Genomic DNA, 17,096 nt, shown 5'->3' with positions numbered 1-17,096 from the left:
ATGGAGATTAAAGAAATATCCGGAAAGCCTCAGTTAAAAAGAGATGTGGAAACCGGCAATGAAAAACAGCGGGAAGCAGTTGACGCGATTATTACGCGTGTCCGCGAAGAAGGGGACAGCGCGCTCCGGGAACTGACAGAGATCTTTGATAATGTAGAAATTGATGAGCTTTTTGTTACAAAAGAAGAAATGGAAGAGGCGTATGAAGCGTTTGATCCGGATCATCTGGCATCGCTCCGCCGCGCTATTGTGAATATCCGTGACTTTCATCAGCGCCAGGTGCAGCAGTCCTGGTTTGTAACAAAAGACGACGGCACCGTGCTCGGCCAGAAAGTAACGCCGTTTGACTCGGCCGGCGTATATGTACCAGGCGGAAAAGCCGCTTATCCGTCCACCGTAATGATGAACGTTATTCCGGCCCAGACGGCAGGGGTGCAGCGTATTGTCATGGCGACACCGCCTAATGAAGAAGGCTTGATTTCCCCAACGGTGCTCGTCGTAGCAGCGGAACTGGGTATAGACACGATTTTGAAAGCAGGAGGCGCCCAGGCCATAGCGGCACTCGCCTTTGGCACAGAAAGCGTGGAGGCAGTCGATAAAATTGTCGGTCCCGGCAACGTTTTCGTAGCGCTTGCCAAGCGGGCCGTTTATGGATGGGTCGATATCGATATGATTGCAGGACCGAGCGAAATTGTCGTGCTGGCTGATGAAACGGCAAGAGCCGAGCTCGTCGCAGCAGACATGCTCTCTCAGGCGGAGCATGACCAGATGGCGTCTTCCGTCCTCGTAACGACATCACGGGAGCTTGCTGAACAAACAAAAGAGGAAATAGAAGCGCAGCTGGTCGATCTTCCTAAAAAAGACATTGCCCAGGCGTCGATTAAAGATCATGGCGTTATATATATCGCGGATTCGATGGAAGAAGCCGTCGAGGCGGTCAATGAAATCGCACCCGAACACCTTGAAATTATCACCGCCTACCCATATGAAATTATGGGGAGAATCCGTCATGCCGGCGCTATTTTTCTCGGCCCCTACAGCCCTGAGCCGCTCGGTGATTACTTCGCAGGGCCGAATCACGTCCTGCCGACAAACGGAACGGCACGCTTTTCGAGTCCGCTCAGCGTAGATGATTTTGTGAAAAAATCAAGCGTTATTTCCTACAGCGAACAGGCCTTTTTCAGGGATGCCGATGACGTGGCAGCCATTGCACGCATGGAAGGGCTGGAAGCACACGCCCGGGCAGTTGATGCACGTAAAAAGGGGGAAAAAGTCGAATGACAGAAAGAAAAGCATCTATTACAAGAAAAACAAATGAAACAAACATTACACTCGATTTTCAGGTGGACGGCACGGGAACGAGCCGGATTGAAACCGGCGTCCCCTTCATGACGCATATGCTTGATCTGTTTACCAAGCATGGCCAGTTTGATCTAACCGTGGATGCGAAAGGCGACACCGACGTAGATGACCATCACACGACGGAAGATATCGGTATCTGCCTTGGCCATGTCCTCAAAGAGGCACTCGGCGATAAAAAAGGAATCCGCCGCTACGGTAATGCCTTTGTTCCAATGGATGAAGCCATGGCTCAGGTCGTTGTCGATTTAAGCAACCGCCCGCATCTGGAATTCCGCGGTGAATTTCCGGCGCAGAAAGTCGGCACCTTTGACGTAGAGCTTGTCCATGAATTTCTCTGGAAACTTGCTCTGGAAGCAAGAATGAACCTGCATGTCATTGTGCATTACGGGTTTAACACCCATCATATGATAGAAGCTGTTTTCAAGGCGCTGGCACGTGCTTTGGATGAAGCCACCCAGCTGGACGAACGCGTCAAGGGAGTGCCTTCTACAAAAGGCATGCTTTAATAATAATACAGATTCGGACTGCTAGAAATATACAAGGAGTGGACGTGCATGATTGGTATTATCGATTATGGAATGGGTAATCTTCACAGCGTCAGCAAGGCGCTGGAACGCCTGGACCAGCCCTATTTTATTTCCGAAGATCCGGAAGAACTGAACAAAGCAGAAGGCCTGATCCTTCCGGGGGTCGGCTCATTTAAAGACGCAATGACGCTGCTTAAAGAGAAAAATCAGGAAGATTTTATTAAGAAATGGGCAGCGGACGGCAATCCGCTTCTCGGCATCTGCCTTGGCATGCAGCTGTTGTTTGACGGCAGCGAAGAAAACGGCGATACAGACGGCCTTGCCTTTTTACCCGGCTATGCACGCCATTTTTCCAAGCGTAAAGATATGGACCCGGCCTTGAAGATTCCTCACATGGGATGGAATAAGCTCGAATTCCGCCTGCCGGATCATGACGTGCTCCGTGACGTAGAAGAAGGGCACGTGTATTTCGTGCATTCCTACGTTATTGAAACAAAAGATGAAGACGTATTGATCGCCGTATGTGATTATGCCGGAGACGTGCCTGCTATTGTAGGACGCGGCCGTATTATCGGTACGCAGTTTCACCCGGAAAAAAGCAGTACGGTAGGCATGAGCATTCTTAAAAACTTCGTTACTGATGTAGCAAAGGGGCGGAACACTTATGAGTGATTTTATTCTGTACCCGGCCATCGATATGAGGGACGGCAAATGCGTCCGTCTCGTGCAGGGTGACTACGATCAGGAAACAATTTACGGCGACTCGCCGGCAGATATGGCACGCACATTCGAGCAGGCCGGTGCTTCGTGGCTGCATATGGTGGACCTTGACGGCGCAAAAGCCAAAAAGCGGATTAATCATGAGCACGTGCTCAAAGCGGCGAAACTGGACATGCGCGTGCAGATCGGCGGCGGTATCCGCACGAAAGAAGATGTAGCCTACTACCTGGACCGCGGCGTGGACCGGGTCATTCTTGGAAGCGTGGCAATCAACCATCCGGATTTCGCAAAAGAAATGCTTGCCGAGTATGGGGAGAAAATTGCTATCGGACTCGATGCAAGAGATGGCTACGTTGCGGTGAACGGCTGGCTCGAAACATCTGAAATGACGGCAGTTAACGTTGGAAAAGAAATGGCCGCACATGGAGCGAAGACATTTATTTTTACGGATATTGCCAAAGACGGCATGCTCTCCGGCCCGAATGTGGACGCTATTGCTGAGCTTGCGCGTGAAACCGGACAGGAAGTGATTGCTTCCGGCGGCGTAAGCAGCATTGATGATCTGCAGAAGCTCGCTTCCTATAAAGAGCAGGGTATCAGCGGTGCTATTATAGGCAAAGCGGTTTATACAGGCCGGTTTACGATGGAAGACGCTTTAAGAGAGGTGGGTGGCGCATGCTGACGAAACGCATTATTCCGTGTCTGGATGTAAAAGAGGGAAGAGTTGTAAAAGGCATTCAATTTGTAGACCTCCGCGACGCCGGAGATCCGGTGGAATTGGCGGAAATTTACGATGCCCAGGGAGCGGACGAGCTGGTTTTTCTCGACATTTCCGCTTCTCATGAAGGCCGCAAAACGATGGTCGAAGTGGTAGAAGAAGTGGCAGGAACGCTTGCGATTCCCTTCACCGTCGGCGGAGGCATTCACTCCCTCGAGGACATGCGCGCAATTCTGCGGGCCGGAGCGGATAAAGTCTCGGTTAACACTGCCGCTGTTGACCGACCGGAGCTGATCAACGAAGGCGCGGATCATTTCGGCTCGCAGTGCATTGTGCTTGCTGTTGATGCCAAATACGAAGAAGCGCTCGGCTCCTGGCGTGTATACACCCACGGCGGCAGAACGCCGACAGACTGGGAAATCCAGGACTGGGTAAAAGAAGCGGTCCGCCGCGGCGCCGGGGAAATTCTGTTGACAAGTATGGATCAGGACGGGGCAAAAACCGGTTTTGACATTAAACTGCTTCAGGCAGTCAATGAAGTTGTAAACGTGCCGGTTATTGCTTCCGGAGGCGCCGGTTCCAGGGAACACTTTATTGGAGCCTTCGAAGAGGGAAATGCGGACGCCGCGCTTGCTGCTTCGATCTTCCATTATAAAGAAACATCTATTGAAGAAGTAAAAACCTACTTACGAGAGAAAGGGGTCCGGGTACGATGAACAGCAATAACCTGACCTTTGATGAAAAAGGCTATATACCAGCGATCGTCCAGGATGCCGTAAGCAAAGAAGTTCTGACGCTCGCCTACATGAATGAAGAATCCCTGCAGAAAACGATTGAAACGAAAGAAACCTGGTTTTTCAGCCGTTCCCGCCAGGAGCTGTGGCATAAGGGAGAAACATCGGGTAATATTCAGAAAGTCGAAGACATCCGCTACGACTGCGACGCTGATTCACTTGTCGTTCTCGTTCATCCGGCAGGACCCGCCTGCCATACCGGCTCCTACAGCTGTTTTTCGTCTTCTCTTCTCGGAGAAGAAGTGCCGGAGAAGCAGCTGGACCGGTTTGCGATTATCAATGAGCTCGAGCAGATTATTGCCCAGCGTGAAGCAGAAATGCCTGAAGGCGCCTACACGACCTATTTGTTTACAGAAGGCGTGGATAAAATTTTGAAAAAAGTCGGAGAAGAAGCAAGCGAAGTAATCATTGCTTCCAAAAACCGTGATCCAGAAGAGTTGAAGTGGGAAACCGCCGACCTTCTTTATCACCTGCTTGTGCTTTTAAGAGAGCAGAAGCTGCCGCTTGACGATGTGCTGGACGTATTGGGACAGCGTCACAAAAAATAAGAATCAGCACCCGCTGCGAAAAAGCAGCGGGCTTTTTTATGCCTGTTTCCCGATATCAGTACTTTTCTTATCGTTTGAATAAATGATATACTACTCTTATTGCAATCGGGACCCCAACTGGAGGGAGAGAGTGAATGAAATCATCAACGGAAAAAACCGGCAGAGTTCTGCCGTTTCTGCAGAACGAAGAACACTATTTTAAACGCGGCATCCACGCTTTCCAAAAAAGAGAGCTGGATCGTGCGGTCAAATATTTGAAAAAAGCGATCGATATGGATCCGACCCAGGGTGTGTTTCAGTGCCAGCTGGCTGTCGTATATTCTGATACCGGGGAGTATGAAGAGTCCAACCGCCTGCTTTGGCACGTGCTTGAAGACCTGGACAGCAGCCTGAGTGAATGCTATTTCTTTTTAGCAAATAACTATGTATACCTTGGTCTATTCGATAAAGCCAAAGAGATGGCCGAGTCGTATCTTACGATGCAGCCGGAGGGGGATTTTTCCAAAGATGCCCGGGACCTGCTGGATCTGCTGCTTGAAGATGAGGAAGAAGAAAACAATCAGCAGGAAGAAGAGCTGATTATGAAATACGAAAAGTCCGAACGCTTAATGAAAACAAAGCAGTTTGCGGAAGCAGACCAGATACTTGAAGAAATTATTGCAGATTATCCGGATTACCTGCCGGCAAAATGCCAGCTTGCCAGGCTTCTTCATGAGCAGGACCGCTCTGAAGAGGCACTGGCCCTTGTGAAAGATATCGCACGGGAGCATATGTATCTTCCGGCGCTGTGCCAGCTTGCCGTGCTGTACGCAGAAATGGGAAGAGAAACAGAAGCACAGGAGACAGCGGAAATGCTGAAAAATATTATCCCGCTGGATAAATCGCACTTATTTTACGCGGCTTCCACCCTTTGCCGCCTCGGTTTTTATGAAGAATCCCGCCTTTTGTTTGAACGTTATGTTAAACGGCACGCGCCGACCCAGGAAGGCTTTCATTTGTTTTTCGGGGCTTCGGCATATCAGTCCGGACGCATCGTCCAGGCTGAACAGCAGTGGAAGCAGAGCGTGAACAAAGACAACCATACGGCAGGCGAACTGCTGAAGCATTTGAAAAAAGACGGGCTTTCTACGGAAGCTGTTCAATCTGCGGTAAAAGAGCATTACAAGCTGTAAGCAGATTAGTGACGAAGAGTACAAAATCTCATACGATATAACAGAACGAAACAATTCGAAAACAACAATGAGTATACTATATGAAAAACAGGAAACGATTAAAAGGAGGACTTACGCGTGAGTGAAGAAAGAATTTATGATGTAATTATTGCCGGGGCAGGCCCGGCGGGAATGACAGCAGCAGTGTACACTTCTCGTGCAGAGCTTGACACACTTATGCTCGAACGCGGGATCCCCGGCGGACAGATGGCCAATACGGAAGATGTTGAAAATTATCCCGGATTTGAGCATATTCTTGGGCCCGACCTGTCCAACAAAATGTTTGAGCATGCTAAGAAGTTCGGCGCAGAATATGCGTACGGAGATGTAAAAGAGATTATCGAAGGAAAAGAATACAAAACAGTCATTGCCGGCAACAAAGAATATAAGGCAAGAGCGGTTATTGTAACAACGGGCGCGGAGTACAAAAATCTCGGCGTTCCCGGTGAAAAGGAACTCGGCGGACGCGGTGTATCCTACTGCGCTGTCTGCGACGGAGCCTTTTTCCGTAAGAAAGAAATTGTCGTTGTCGGCGGCGGAGATTCGGCAGTAGAAGAAGCGGTTTACCTTACCCGCTTCGCTGATAAAGTAACAGTTATTCACCGCCGCGATGAGCTGCGTGCCCAGAAAATTCTGCAGCAGCGTGCATTTGTTAACGACAAGATTGACTTTAAGTGGAGCCACGTTGTAAAGGAAATTAATGGAGAAAACAACAAAGTATCCAGCGTCACGCTGACGGACCTGAAATCAGGCGAGGATTATGACTTCCCAACGGAAGGTGTCTTCGTGTATGTCGGCATGCTGCCGCTTAACAATGCGGTTAAAAATCTTGGCATTACAAATGACGAGGGCTACATTGTGACGAATGAGGAAATGGAAACAAAGATTCCCGGCATTTTTGCAGCCGGAGATCTTCGTGAAAAAACCCTCCGCCAGATTGTTACCGCAACTGGAGACGGCTCCCTTGCCGCACAGACGGCCCAGAAATATGTAGAAGAGCTCAAAAACGCCGTACAGGCATAAGGCAGCAGAAAGATACTGTAAAGGTATCTTAACCATGCTGTAATCTATACGAAACGAAACGGGGGTATTAGTATACTATTACCACCCCCCTTTTTCATGCGCAGGCTGCGGAGCCTGCGCTTTTTTTTATAAAAAAGGACGGGAGTGAAACCGCTGTAACTTTAGGAATGGTTATTTCTATTTGTGGGAAAAGAAAAGGAATAGTATACTTAAAACAGGCAATGTGAGGTGATGAGCATGCAGAGGATAACAAATTGCGTTATTCACAACAATGGAAAAATACTTATGCTTCAAAAACCCAGCCGTTTATGGTGGGTCGCTCCCGGCGGAAAAATGGAGCCGGAAGAATCCATCCAGGATTCTGCTGTAAGGGAAACAAAAGAAGAAACAAATATATTAGTGAAAAACCCAAACATAAGAGGGATTTATACAATGGTGATTAAAGACCAGGAGAAAACTATCTCGGAATGGATGCTGTTTTCTTTTGAAGCTTTTGAATGGGAAGGGACAGCCTGGGAGTATTCACCGGAAGGACTGCTCGAATGGATTGATAAAGACAGCGTCAGCGGTCTTGATATGAATCCCGGCGATTATCATATTTTACAGCATACGCTCTTTGGAAAAGGAGTGATGTATGGAACATTCTACTTCACGACGGAAAACGAACTGATTTCGTATGAACTAAGTGGAGGAGAGCTGAATGAATCTGGAAATGAGAGAGGATGAAGAAGCCGTGGGAAACCGTGAGAACGATTTAGACGTAGTGATTATTACGGGAATGTCAGGTGCGGGAAAGACGGTAGCTGTCCAAAGCTTCGAAGATTTAGGCTATTACTGCGTTGATAATCTTCCTCCTGCTATTATTCCAACCTTTATTGAGCTGGTGGAATCCTCAGAAGGAAAAGTGAAGAAAATAGCGCTGGTTATCGACCTGCGTGGACGTGAATTTTTTGAGCATTTATTTGAAACGGTGGATCGCTTATCTTCCAAGCAGAATTTAAATCTTCATATTCTCTATTTGGATGCAAAAGACAATGTGCTCGTTCAGCGTTATAAAGAAACAAGGCGTTCTCCCCCTTGCCGCAGAAGAAGCTCCGCTTGAAGGCATACAGCAGGAGCGCAATATGCTTGCAGAGCTGAAAGGCCGTGCGGCTCAGGTTATTGACACTAGTGACATGAAGCCCAAACAGCTGCGGGAACGAATTATTCAATATATTTCCGGTACAGCTAAAGACGTCTTTTCTGTAAATATGATGTCATTTGGTTTTAAATACGGACTTCCCATAGACGCAGATCTCGTTTTTGATGTAAGATTTCTGCCAAATCCGCATTATATAGAATTTCTGCAGCCTAAAACAGGCCTGCAGGAGGAAGTGTCGTCTTATGTTCTCAAATGGTCAGAGACACAGGAATTTTTAACAAAGCTGATAAATCTTCTTGAATACATGCTGCCTCAGTACAAAAAAGAAGGAAAGAGCCAGTTGATCATTGCTATTGGATGCACCGGCGGAAAACACCGGTCCGTAACGCTGGCTGAATATCTGGCTGCGCACTTTGCCTCCTCTTATTCCATGTCTACTACGCATCGGGATATAGAAAAAGCAAAAGGCATTCTTGTATGAAACGGTCCAATATAGTCGTTCTCGGCGGAGGGACGGGTCTGTCTGTATTACTGAGGGGCTTGAAAACCTTTCCGGTCGACATCACAGCAATCGTAACCGTTGCAGACGATGGAGGTAGTTCCGGGCGCCTCCGAAAAGAAATGAATATACCGCCGCCCGGTGATGTACGAAACGTGCTGGTTGCGCTGGCAGAAGTAGAGCCTATGATCGAGCAGCTGTTCCAGCACCGGTTTACTACCGGTGAAGGGCTGGTCGGCCATTCGCTCGGCAATCTGCTTCTTGCAGGCATGACATCAATAACAGGTGATTTTGCTAAAGGCATCAGTGAGCTCAGTACTGTCCTGAATGTACGTGGGAAAGTACTGCCTTCTTCGAATCAAAGCGTAGTGCTTCACGCAAAAATGATGGATGGCACGACGGTGGAGGGAGAATCACTCATTCCTCAGGCGGAAAAGCAGATCCGGCATGTTTTTTTACGTCCGGAGGAGTTAAAGCGCTTCCAGAGAGTTTAAAAGCAATTGAGGAAGCCGATTTGATTGTGCTGGGGCCGGGAAGCCTTTACACTAGTATACTGCCGAACCTTTTAGTGCCTGGTATTATTGAAGCTATTCAGGAAGCCAAAGCACGTAAAGTATACATTTGCAATGTGATGACGCAAAAAGGGGAAACCGATAATTTTTCCGCTTCCGATCACGTGCAGGCTATTTTTAATCATACGCATGAGCAGTTTATCGAAACAGTACTGGTAAACAATGGAATAATTCCAGACGAGCTCATTAAAAAATATCAACAAGAGGACGCCCATCCGGTTCCATTTGATGAAGATAATATGAGAGCCTTCGGCTGCCGTGTCGTGCAGGACGAATTCATTCGATACGATGGAATGATGCTGCGCCACAATGCAGTCAAAGTCGCTCAGTCCCTTCTTATGGAGCTGTAGGCGAAGTAGAAAGAGGCGGTGAAGAGCCTATGTCGTCATTTGCAGCGATGACTAAAAAAGAATTAACACAGCTTGAATTAAAAGATTGCTGTGTGAAAGCGGAACTTGCTGCGCTTATTCGAATGAATGGAACTATGACATTTGGAAGCGGCCTGTTGACGCTGACGTACTACGGAAAATGCAGCGATTGCCAGGCGGATTTATACATTAATCAAAAAAGGCTTCAGTGAAATGCAGCTGGAAGTCCTTGTCCGGAAAAAAATGCGCTTAAAGAAAAACAACGTGTATATTGTACGTATTAAAGAAAACACCCAAAAATTTCTGTCCGATCTTCATATAATGGAAGAAAATTACCGGTTTGTCCGCTCTATTTCCCCGGATATGATAAAAAAATCCTGCTGTAAACGGGCGTATCTGCGCGGGGCTTTTCTGGCCGGGGGGTCAATCAATCATCCGGATACCTCGTCATATCATCTGGAAATTTTCTCAAACTACGAAGAGCATAATTATTCTCTCCGCCAGCTTTTTAAGGAATTTCATATTCCCTCCAAAAGCCTGGAACGGAAAAAAGGCTATATTTTATACGTGAAGGAAAGTGAGAAAATCACTGAATTCCTCAGCGTGATCGGGGCCCACCAGGCCCTGCTGTATTTCGAGGATGTCCGGATTATGAAGGATATGCGCAACTCCGTGAACCGGCTCGTTAACTGTGAAACGGCGAACCTTAATAAAACAGTAGGGGCAGCCTTACGTCAGGTGGAGAATATCCGCTTGATCCAAAGGGAAATCGGCCTCGAAAATCTTCCCCATAAAATCAGGGAAATTGCTGAATTGAGGGTGGAGCATCAGGATATTACGCTGAAAGAACTGGGAGAAATGGCCTCAGGCGGACCAGTGAGTAAGTCAGGCGTAAATCACAGGCTTCGAAAAATAGATGAATTAGCTGAAAAAATCCGAAACGGGGAAACGGTTTCATAGTATAATAAAAAGCATAACTGGCAGCTGGAGGAGGTAGACATGGTAAAGAAAACGTTGAAGTTCAGTTAAAAACAGGTCTTCAGGCAAGGCCGGCCGCTTTATTTGTACAGGAAGCCAACAGGTTTCATTCGGATATTTCCATTGAAAAGGATGGAAAGGTCGTAAACGCGAAAAGCATTATGGGTATTATGAGCCTTGCTGTCCGAAACGGTGCCTCCATCAAAATAATGATCAACGGCAATGACGAAGCAGACGCAATGAAAGCACTTGTGGATTATGTAAAAAAAGAGTAAAAACCTCTCTCCTAAGCAGGAGAGAGGTTTTTCAGTCTTTTAAAAAAGACAAAAATAGATATTTTTATGCAAAAGTCTTTCTCCAAGGGAACCGCCCCTGTTTATTCATTTTTGTTTTCAGCAAAATTCTTAAAGAAATCGGAATCATGAATAGATAAACAAAATGAAATAGTTTATAGACAATCTAAAAAACCCTCTCTTCTAAGCAGAAGAGAGGGTTTTCGTATTACTTCTCGTAAACTGTGTCAATCAGGCCGTAATCTCTTGCTTCATGAGCTGTCATGAAGTTATCACGATCTGTATCGCGCTGAATTACTTCGAGGGGCTGGCCGGAACGATCTGCTAGGATCTGGTTCAGCTTCTCGCGCATCTGAATAATGCGGCGGGCGTGAATTTCGATATCAGAAGCCTGGCCCTGTGTACCTCCGAGCGGCTGGTGAATCATTACTTCACTGTTTGGAAGAGCGAAACGCTTGCCCGGCTCGCCGGCTGCAAGAAGAAATGCTCCCATGGAAGCTGCCATACCAACGCAGATAGTAGAAACTTTAGGCTGGATATACTGCATCGTGTCATAAATAGCCATACCTGCAGTGATAGAACCACCCGGGCTGTTGATGTAAATGGAAATGTCTTTTTCCGGATCTTCAGCAGCCAGGAATAAAAGCTGGGCTACAATGGAGTTGGACACGTTATCGTCAATTCCGGAACCAAGCATGATAATACGGTCTTTCAGAAGGCGGGAATAAATATCATATGCTCTTTCCCGCGGCTTGTTTGTTCAATTACTGTTGGAATTAAGTTCATGTCTTATTTCCTCCTATTATATAAATTGTGTAAATACTGACTCCATAACGAAAAACACGTATGTTTTTCGTATTGTTGAGAATAGTTATATCATACTCGAATGGTCAATGTTGGTCAAATAAAAAGCGTTTATTTTTTATCTTTTTATTGTCCAGACGCTATTCTGCTTCTCCTACTATAACAAGAGTAAAGAGAACCTTTCAATCTTCAGCATTGAAACAAAGGAAGCAATCATCATATGCCTAATAGTGAGTATAACCTATTTTATGCCGATTAAAACTATGGAAGATTATATGACAAAAGAAAGAAGGAGGCTGCCGCTGTTTGCTACACTTCATGTGAAGGCCTAATTACATATAGACGATAATGCTGCCTGTGATATAATAAGTTATAGAAAGCGCTTACAAGAAGGAGAGGTCATTTTACATGAATCTAGAAATGGGATTATTTCAAAAACAGACGATGAGCCTTGTAATGACGCAGGAACTCCGCCAGGCCATTTCCCTGCTGCAGCTCTCGACCCAGGAGCTTTCTGATTACATATCGGAACAGGCTCTTGAAAATCCGCTTATAGAGACGGAAGAACCAGTCCAGGAAGAAAAGGAACTGCCTATATATGACAGCCCGGTAATGTGGACAGATGATTATGGAGATGGATATGAAGCATATGAAGGCAGAAATGAATCCCAGCTGGATAGAATCCAGGCTTACGAAGAAGGGCTGGCCGACCACTTATACAGCCAGATCCGTTTTCTCGATACAACCGATCAGTACCGGGAGCTTATGCTGTATCTCGCCGATAATGTAGATACAAACGGCTACCTGGAGGGAAGCTGGGAAGAAGCAGGACGGTTTTATACTATTACCGAAGATGAATATGAGCAGGGCGTTAAGATGCTTCAGAAACTTGAGCCTGCAGGTGTCGGTGCAAGGAATCTCCAGGAATGCCTGCTTCTGCAGTTAACGAGAGATTATCCGTCTGACCTGCTTGTCATCGAAGTAGTTAAACATCACCTGGAAGATCTGGCAGCGAGAAGGTGGAAGCAGATAGCGAAGACGCTTCATATTTCGGTGGAAGATGTGCAGGCGATCTATGATACGATCCAGCAGCTCACGCCTCACCCCTGCGCCTGCATTGGAAGAAGTGAATCAGCGGCAATTACGCCGGATGTGTATGTGGAAAAAAAGAACGGGGCGTTTACAGTTGTACTTAATAATGAAAGCCTGCCGAAAATAAGGCTGAATAAACAATACCGCCATCTGCTGGAGAGCGGGGAACAAGGAGAGGCGGGAGAATATGCCCGTAAAAAATACAAACAGCTCGTCTGGCTGCTGAAAAGCATTGATCAGCGGCAGACATCGCTCCGGAAAATTACGGAAGCTATCCTGCTTTTTCAGGAAGCATTCTTTGAAAACGGCCCTGCTGCCATGAAGCCGCTGACCCTGCGTGAGATAGCTGAAGAAGCAGAAGTGCATGAGTCCACGGTTTCACGGACAACTACGAACAAATATGTGCAGACCCCGCACGGATTATTTGAATTAAAGCATTTCTTTTCTGCTGGTATGAACAATGCAGAAGGAGAGCAGACATCTACGAATGTTATAAAAGAAATAATGAACAAAATGGTCGAAGCGGAAAAAAAAAACGGCCTCTATCCGACCAGAAAATAGCTGAGCTCATTAAGGAGGAACACGGCATCCCGATCTCCCGCAGAGCTATAGCCAAGTACCGCGGGGAACTGCAGATTGCCTCTTCCTCGAAAAGAAAAAGATACGCATGATGTTTTAAAAAAGAATGGCCGGGAAAAGGTACTGTATACCTCGAACCGGCCTTTAATTTTTATTGCTATGTTATTTTATTCTTGGTATAATGAAAGTATCAAAAGGCTGAACACCACTTAGGGATTTTCCCCTGGGTTTTATCTTTTGATAAAGTGGGACTAAAAATGTCTATATGGGACAAAAAGTGTCCCTGAGAGAAAACTGGTGATCCCTGAATGAGAGAATTACTCGAATGGCAGAAAAAACTGCAGCCTGATATTTTGGAAATCATGGGAAAACGATACCGGATTCTCCAGTATCTCCGGCTGATGCAGCCGGTCGGCAGAAGAACGCTTGCCGTCAGCCTGGATCTTTCGGAGAGAGTACTTCGGACAGAGGTAACATTTTTAAAAAATCAGGGATTAATTATGATTCATCCTTCCGGTATGACTCTTTCTGATGAAGGAGAAGCCCTGCTGGAAGGCATGGAGCCGGCGATGAAAATCGCTTTCGGACTTGAAGATCTGGAAAAGCAGGTAGCTGAGGTGCTTAACGTCGAGAAAGTTATAGTGGTTTCCGGCGACAGCGACGAGTACAGCTGGGTGAAAAAAGAACTGGGACGCGCCTGCGTACAGCAGATGAAAAAGCAGATAGCCCCCGGAGACATTATTGCTGTCGCCGGAGGAACGACGCTTGCAGCTGTTGCCGATATGGTCAGCCCGTCCGAAAAATGGAAAGACGCGGTTTTTGTACCGGCAAGGGGCGGCCTCGGGGAAAAGGTGGAAATCCAGTCGAACACAATCAGTTCGACAATGGCCACCAAAGCCCGGGCAGCTTACAGGCTTCTCCATGTTCCGGACCAGCTCAGCAACGAAACCAGAACATCGCTTAGTCTTGAACCTGGTATTAAAGAATTACTGGCTCTTATCCGGAAAGCAAAAATTGTGATCCACGGCATCGGGGAAGCTGAGATTATGGCAGACCGGCGCGAAACGAGCGACGGCGCCGTACAGCAGATCAAGGAAAAAGCAGCGGTTGGTGAAGCATTCGGGTATTATTTTGACCGGGAAGGGCATATCGTTCATAAAGAAAGAACGATCGGTCTGCAGCTTAATGACTTGAACGAAGCACAGACGGTCATTACTGTTGCCGGAGGAAGCTCGAAAGCAGAAGCCATTTCTGCCTACATGAAATACCGCCCCAGTAATCTGCTGATTACAGATGAAGGGGCAGCGAAGGCAATTTTAAATCGATGACAACTGATTTTACAATCAGTTTCTCATATAGTATTGAATAACGTGCACCATAATAAGAGGAGGAAATTAAACATGGCTACAAAGATTGGTATTAATGGATTTGGAAGAATTGGACGCGCAGTATTCCGTGCTTCTCTTGAAAATGACAACGTAGAAATCGTAAGCATTAACGACCTACAGACGCTAATATGCTTGCTCACCTTTTAAAATATGACACAGTACACGGCAACTTAAAGCAGAGTGTATCTGTAAACGGCGACAACCTTGTTGTTGACGGTAAAGAAATCCGCATCACTGCTGAAAAAGATCCAGCACAGATTCCATGGGGCCAGCTGAAGTGGAAATCGTAGTTGAAGCAACGGGCCGCTTCGTAGATGGCGAAAGCGCCGGCAAACACCTTGAAGGCGGAGCGAAGAAAGTTATTATCTCTGCACCTGGTAAAAACGTTGATGCAACATTCGTAATGGGCGTTAACGAAAACACGTATGACCCATCCAAGCACAACGTTATGTCCAACGCATCATGCACAACAAACTGCCTGGCGCCGTTTGCTAAAGTGCTTAACGACAAGTTCGGCATTAAGCGCGGACTAATGAACACTGTTCACTCCTACACGAATGATCAGCAGATTCTTGACCTTCCGCACAGTGACTACCGTTGGCACGTGCAGCTGCTGAAAACATCATTCCAACATCAACTGGAGCTGCAAAAGCAGTAGCCCTCGTTCTTCCTGAACTTGACGGCAAGCTTAACGGCGCTGCAATGCGTGTTCCTACTCCAAACGTATCTCTTGTTGACCTTGTAGCAGAGCTTGATACAAATGTTACTGCTGAAGAAGTAAACAACGTACTAAAAGAAGCTGCTGAAGGAAACCTTAAAGGCATCCTTGGTTTCAGCGACGAGCCCGCTTGTATCTAAAGACTATAACGGCAATTCCAACTCTTCTACTATTGATGGTCTATCCACTATGGTATTGGAAGACAACATGGTTAAAGTTATTTCCTGGTACGATAACGAGTTCGGCTATTCCAGCCGCGTTGTAGACCTAGTAGAATATGTTGCAAAACAGCAGGCTTAATAAAGCAGATAAAGGGCAGGGGGGAGAAAAAGTATTTTCTTGCTCCCCTTTCCTGTGCAGTTTCCTGCTACAATAGATATCGAAACAGCATGAATGAGCTGCAGAACATGTTTGCTTTTTATCAGCAGAAAACCCGGTTCTTTTTAGATGAACGTTGTATAGGAAAGCCGGGTTTATGCTTTTCTTTGTATTATAATTATACGTTCCTTTTTGTATCATTTAGGGAAAAGGATGAAGAACACAGAGGAAAAAGGAGGCAGCAATATGAATAAGAAATCTATTAAAGATATCGATGTAAAAGGAAAAAAGGTTTTCTGCCGCGTGGATTTTAACGTGCCGATGGAAGATGGAAAAGTAACGGATGACAGCCGTATTAAAGCCGCCATTCCTACAATTGAATACTTAGTGGACCAGGGAGCACGGGTTATCCTGGCCAGCCACCTGGGCCGTCCAAAAGGAGAGGTCGTGGAAGAACTTCGTCTTGGACCGGTAGGCGTACGTCTTGGCGAACTGCTGAGAAGAGACGTTCGGAAAGTAGATGAAGTTTACGGCCCTGTAGTAAAGCAGGCAGCCGATTCTTTGATGGACGGAGAAATTCTTCTTGTTGAGAACGTTCGTTTTGAAGCAGGAGAAGAAAAGAACGACCCGGAACTCGCAAAAGAATTTGCAGCTATTGCTGACATATATGTAAATGATGCATTTGGAGCGGCGCACAGAGCACATGCCTCCACAGAAGGAATCGCACAGCACCTTCCGGCTGCGGCTGGACTTCTGATGCAGAAAGAACTTGAGGTTCTTGGAAAAGCGTTATCTGACCCGGCACGTCCATTCACGGCCATTGTCGGCGGAGCGAAAGTGAAAGACAAAATCGGTGTGATCGATAATCTGCTTGATAAAGTGGATAACCTTATTATCGGAGGCGGTCTTGCCTATACCTTCGTAAAGGCTCAGGGCCACGAAGTAGTAAATCCCTGCTCGAAAAAAGAACAAGCTTGATCTTGCAAAATGAGTTTATGCAGAAAGCTAAAGACAAAGGCGTGAATTCTACATGCCGGTTGACGTTACAGTAGCCGATGATTTTTCCGGTGATGCAAATATTAAAGTCGTGCCGATTGATGAAATTCCTTCTGACTGGGAAGCACTCGATATTGGCCCGGAAACGAGAAAGAAGTATCAGGAAGTTATTGAAAGCTCCAAGCTCGTTATTTGGAACGGTCCTATGGGCGTATTTGAAATTGAGGCATTTGCATATGGAACTAAAGCTGTGGCAGAGGCGCTTGCTGGAGCAGAGGATACGTATTCTGTAATCGGAGGCGGCGATTCCGCTGCAGCTGTTGAAAAGTTCGGCCTTGCCGATCAAATGGATCATATGTCCACAGGCGGGGGAGCTTCCCTTGAATTTATGGAGGGTAAAGAACTTCCAGGCGTAGCAGCACTGAACGACAAATAAACAAAAGAAGA

General features: G+C 46.6%; 11 protein-coding genes and 7 pseudogenes. 17 read left to right on the top strand and 1 reads right to left on the bottom strand.

Annotated features, from left to right (window positions below; genetic code table 11):
- The 13 genes and pseudogenes from hisD to MMY81_RS05805 all read left to right on the top strand — a co-directional run bounded on the left by hisD (position 1) and on the right by MMY81_RS05805 (position 10,736).
- Entirely contained in the window at positions 1-1,281 is a 1,281-nt protein-coding gene (gene hisD, locus MMY81_RS05865) for a histidinol dehydrogenase (protein ID WP_252312033.1), read from the top strand.
- A complete protein-coding gene (hisB, locus tag MMY81_RS05860; RefSeq protein WP_252312032.1) occupies positions 1,278-1,868 on the top strand; it encodes an imidazoleglycerol-phosphate dehydratase HisB in 591 nt (196 codons plus the stop codon). Before hisD ends, hisB begins: the two co-directional genes overlap by 4 nt.
- Positions 1,869-1,916: 48 nt before the next feature.
- Positions 1,917-2,561, top strand: coding sequence for an imidazole glycerol phosphate synthase subunit HisH (gene hisH, locus MMY81_RS05855; RefSeq protein ID WP_252312031.1), 645 nt, complete (start codon positions 1,917-1,919; stop codon positions 2,559-2,561).
- Positions 2,554-3,291 carry a 1-(5-phosphoribosyl)-5-[(5-phosphoribosylamino)methylideneamino]imidazole-4-carboxamide isomerase gene (gene hisA, locus MMY81_RS05850; RefSeq protein WP_252312029.1) on the top strand — a complete coding sequence of 246 codons (738 nt, stop codon included), beginning with the start codon at positions 2,554-2,556 and terminating at the stop codon, positions 3,289-3,291. The genes hisH and hisA overlap by 8 nt, the downstream gene beginning before the upstream one ends.
- A complete protein-coding gene (gene hisF, locus MMY81_RS05845) occupies positions 3,285-4,043 on the top strand; it encodes an imidazole glycerol phosphate synthase subunit HisF (protein ID WP_120191952.1) in 759 nt (252 codons plus the stop codon). Before hisA ends, hisF begins: the two co-directional genes overlap by 7 nt.
- Positions 4,040-4,669: a bifunctional phosphoribosyl-AMP cyclohydrolase/phosphoribosyl-ATP diphosphatase HisIE gene (gene hisIE / locus MMY81_RS05840; protein ID WP_252312028.1), complete on the top strand. Its 630-nt coding sequence runs from the start codon at positions 4,040-4,042 to the stop codon at positions 4,667-4,669. The genes hisF and hisIE overlap by 4 nt, the downstream gene beginning before the upstream one ends.
- A 134-nt stretch (positions 4,670-4,803) precedes the next feature.
- Positions 4,804-5,841, top strand: coding sequence for a tetratricopeptide repeat protein (locus MMY81_RS05835; protein WP_252312027.1), 1,038 nt, complete (start codon positions 4,804-4,806; stop codon positions 5,839-5,841).
- A gap of 117 nt (positions 5,842-5,958) precedes the next feature.
- Positions 5,959-6,903, top strand: a complete 945-nt coding sequence (trxB, locus tag MMY81_RS05830) for a thioredoxin-disulfide reductase (RefSeq protein WP_252312026.1) — start codon at positions 5,959-5,961, stop codon at positions 6,901-6,903.
- Positions 6,904-7,140: 237 nt separating this feature from the next.
- Positions 7,141-7,629 carry an NUDIX hydrolase gene (locus MMY81_RS05825; RefSeq protein WP_252312024.1) on the top strand — a complete coding sequence of 163 codons (489 nt, stop codon included), beginning with the start codon at positions 7,141-7,143 and terminating at the stop codon, positions 7,627-7,629.
- Positions 7,616-8,525, top strand: a pseudogene (rapZ, locus tag MMY81_RS05820) (RNase adapter RapZ). The gene MMY81_RS05825 and the pseudogene rapZ overlap by 14 nt, the downstream one beginning before the upstream one ends.
- Positions 8,522-9,465, top strand: a pseudogene (locus MMY81_RS05815) (gluconeogenesis factor YvcK family protein). The pseudogenes rapZ and MMY81_RS05815 overlap by 4 nt, the downstream one beginning before the upstream one ends.
- 29 nt (positions 9,466-9,494) lie before the next feature.
- A pseudogene (whiA, locus tag MMY81_RS05810) lies at positions 9,495-10,443 on the top strand (DNA-binding protein WhiA).
- A 17-nt stretch (positions 10,444-10,460) separates the two neighbouring features.
- Positions 10,461-10,736, top strand: a complete 276-nt coding sequence (locus MMY81_RS05805) for an HPr family phosphocarrier protein (protein ID WP_252312242.1) — start codon at positions 10,461-10,463, stop codon at positions 10,734-10,736.
- A 226-nt stretch (positions 10,737-10,962) separates the two neighbouring features.
- Here the strand turns inward: MMY81_RS05805 and clpP are convergent.
- A pseudogene (gene clpP / locus MMY81_RS05800) lies at positions 10,963-11,540 on the bottom strand (ATP-dependent Clp endopeptidase proteolytic subunit ClpP).
- Positions 11,541-11,966: 426 nt separating this feature from the next.
- On the opposite strand from clpP, the pseudogene rpoN reads away from it, so the two are divergent.
- The 4 genes and pseudogenes from rpoN to MMY81_RS05780 all read left to right on the top strand — a co-directional run bounded on the left by rpoN (position 11,967) and on the right by MMY81_RS05780 (position 17,085).
- A pseudogene (gene rpoN, locus MMY81_RS05795) lies at positions 11,967-13,321 on the top strand (RNA polymerase factor sigma-54).
- Between the two features lie 216 nt (positions 13,322-13,537).
- Positions 13,538-14,557, top strand: a complete 1,020-nt coding sequence (locus MMY81_RS05790; protein ID WP_120191963.1) for a sugar-binding transcriptional regulator — start codon at positions 13,538-13,540, stop codon at positions 14,555-14,557.
- Positions 14,558-14,629: 72 nt separating this feature from the next.
- Positions 14,630-15,635: pseudogene (gene gap / locus MMY81_RS05785) on the top strand (type I glyceraldehyde-3-phosphate dehydrogenase).
- Positions 15,636-15,899: 264 nt separating this feature from the next.
- Positions 15,900-17,085, top strand: a pseudogene (locus MMY81_RS05780) (phosphoglycerate kinase).
- Positions 17,086-17,096: the final 11 nt, after the last annotated feature.

The organism is Sinobaca sp. H24 (assembly GCF_023845525.1).
This window is presented reverse-complemented; position numbering and strand designations above follow the sequence as displayed.

Excerpts from the sequence above, each read along its gene's own strand:
- hisB (WP_252312032.1), top strand. The coding sequence starts at position 1,278 with ATGACAGAAAGAAAAGCATCTATTACAAGAAAAACAAATGAAACAAAC.
- hisD (WP_252312033.1), top strand. The coding sequence starts at position 1 with ATGGAGATTAAAGAAATATCCGGAAAGCCTCAGTTAAAAAGAGATGTG.
- MMY81_RS05825 (WP_252312024.1), top strand. The coding sequence starts at position 7,141 with ATGCAGAGGATAACAAATTGCGTTATTCACAACAATGGAAAAATACTT.
- MMY81_RS05790 (WP_120191963.1), top strand. The coding sequence starts at position 13,538 with ATGAGAGAATTACTCGAATGGCAGAAAAAACTGCAGCCTGATATTTTG.
- MMY81_RS05835 (WP_252312027.1), top strand. The coding sequence starts at position 4,804 with ATGAAATCATCAACGGAAAAAACCGGCAGAGTTCTGCCGTTTCTGCAG.
- hisIE (WP_252312028.1), top strand. The coding sequence starts at position 4,040 with ATGAACAGCAATAACCTGACCTTTGATGAAAAAGGCTATATACCAGCG.
- hisH (WP_252312031.1), top strand. The coding sequence starts at position 1,917 with ATGATTGGTATTATCGATTATGGAATGGGTAATCTTCACAGCGTCAGC.
- hisA (WP_252312029.1), top strand. The coding sequence starts at position 2,554 with ATGAGTGATTTTATTCTGTACCCGGCCATCGATATGAGGGACGGCAAA.
- hisF (WP_120191952.1), top strand. The coding sequence starts at position 3,285 with ATGCTGACGAAACGCATTATTCCGTGTCTGGATGTAAAAGAGGGAAGA.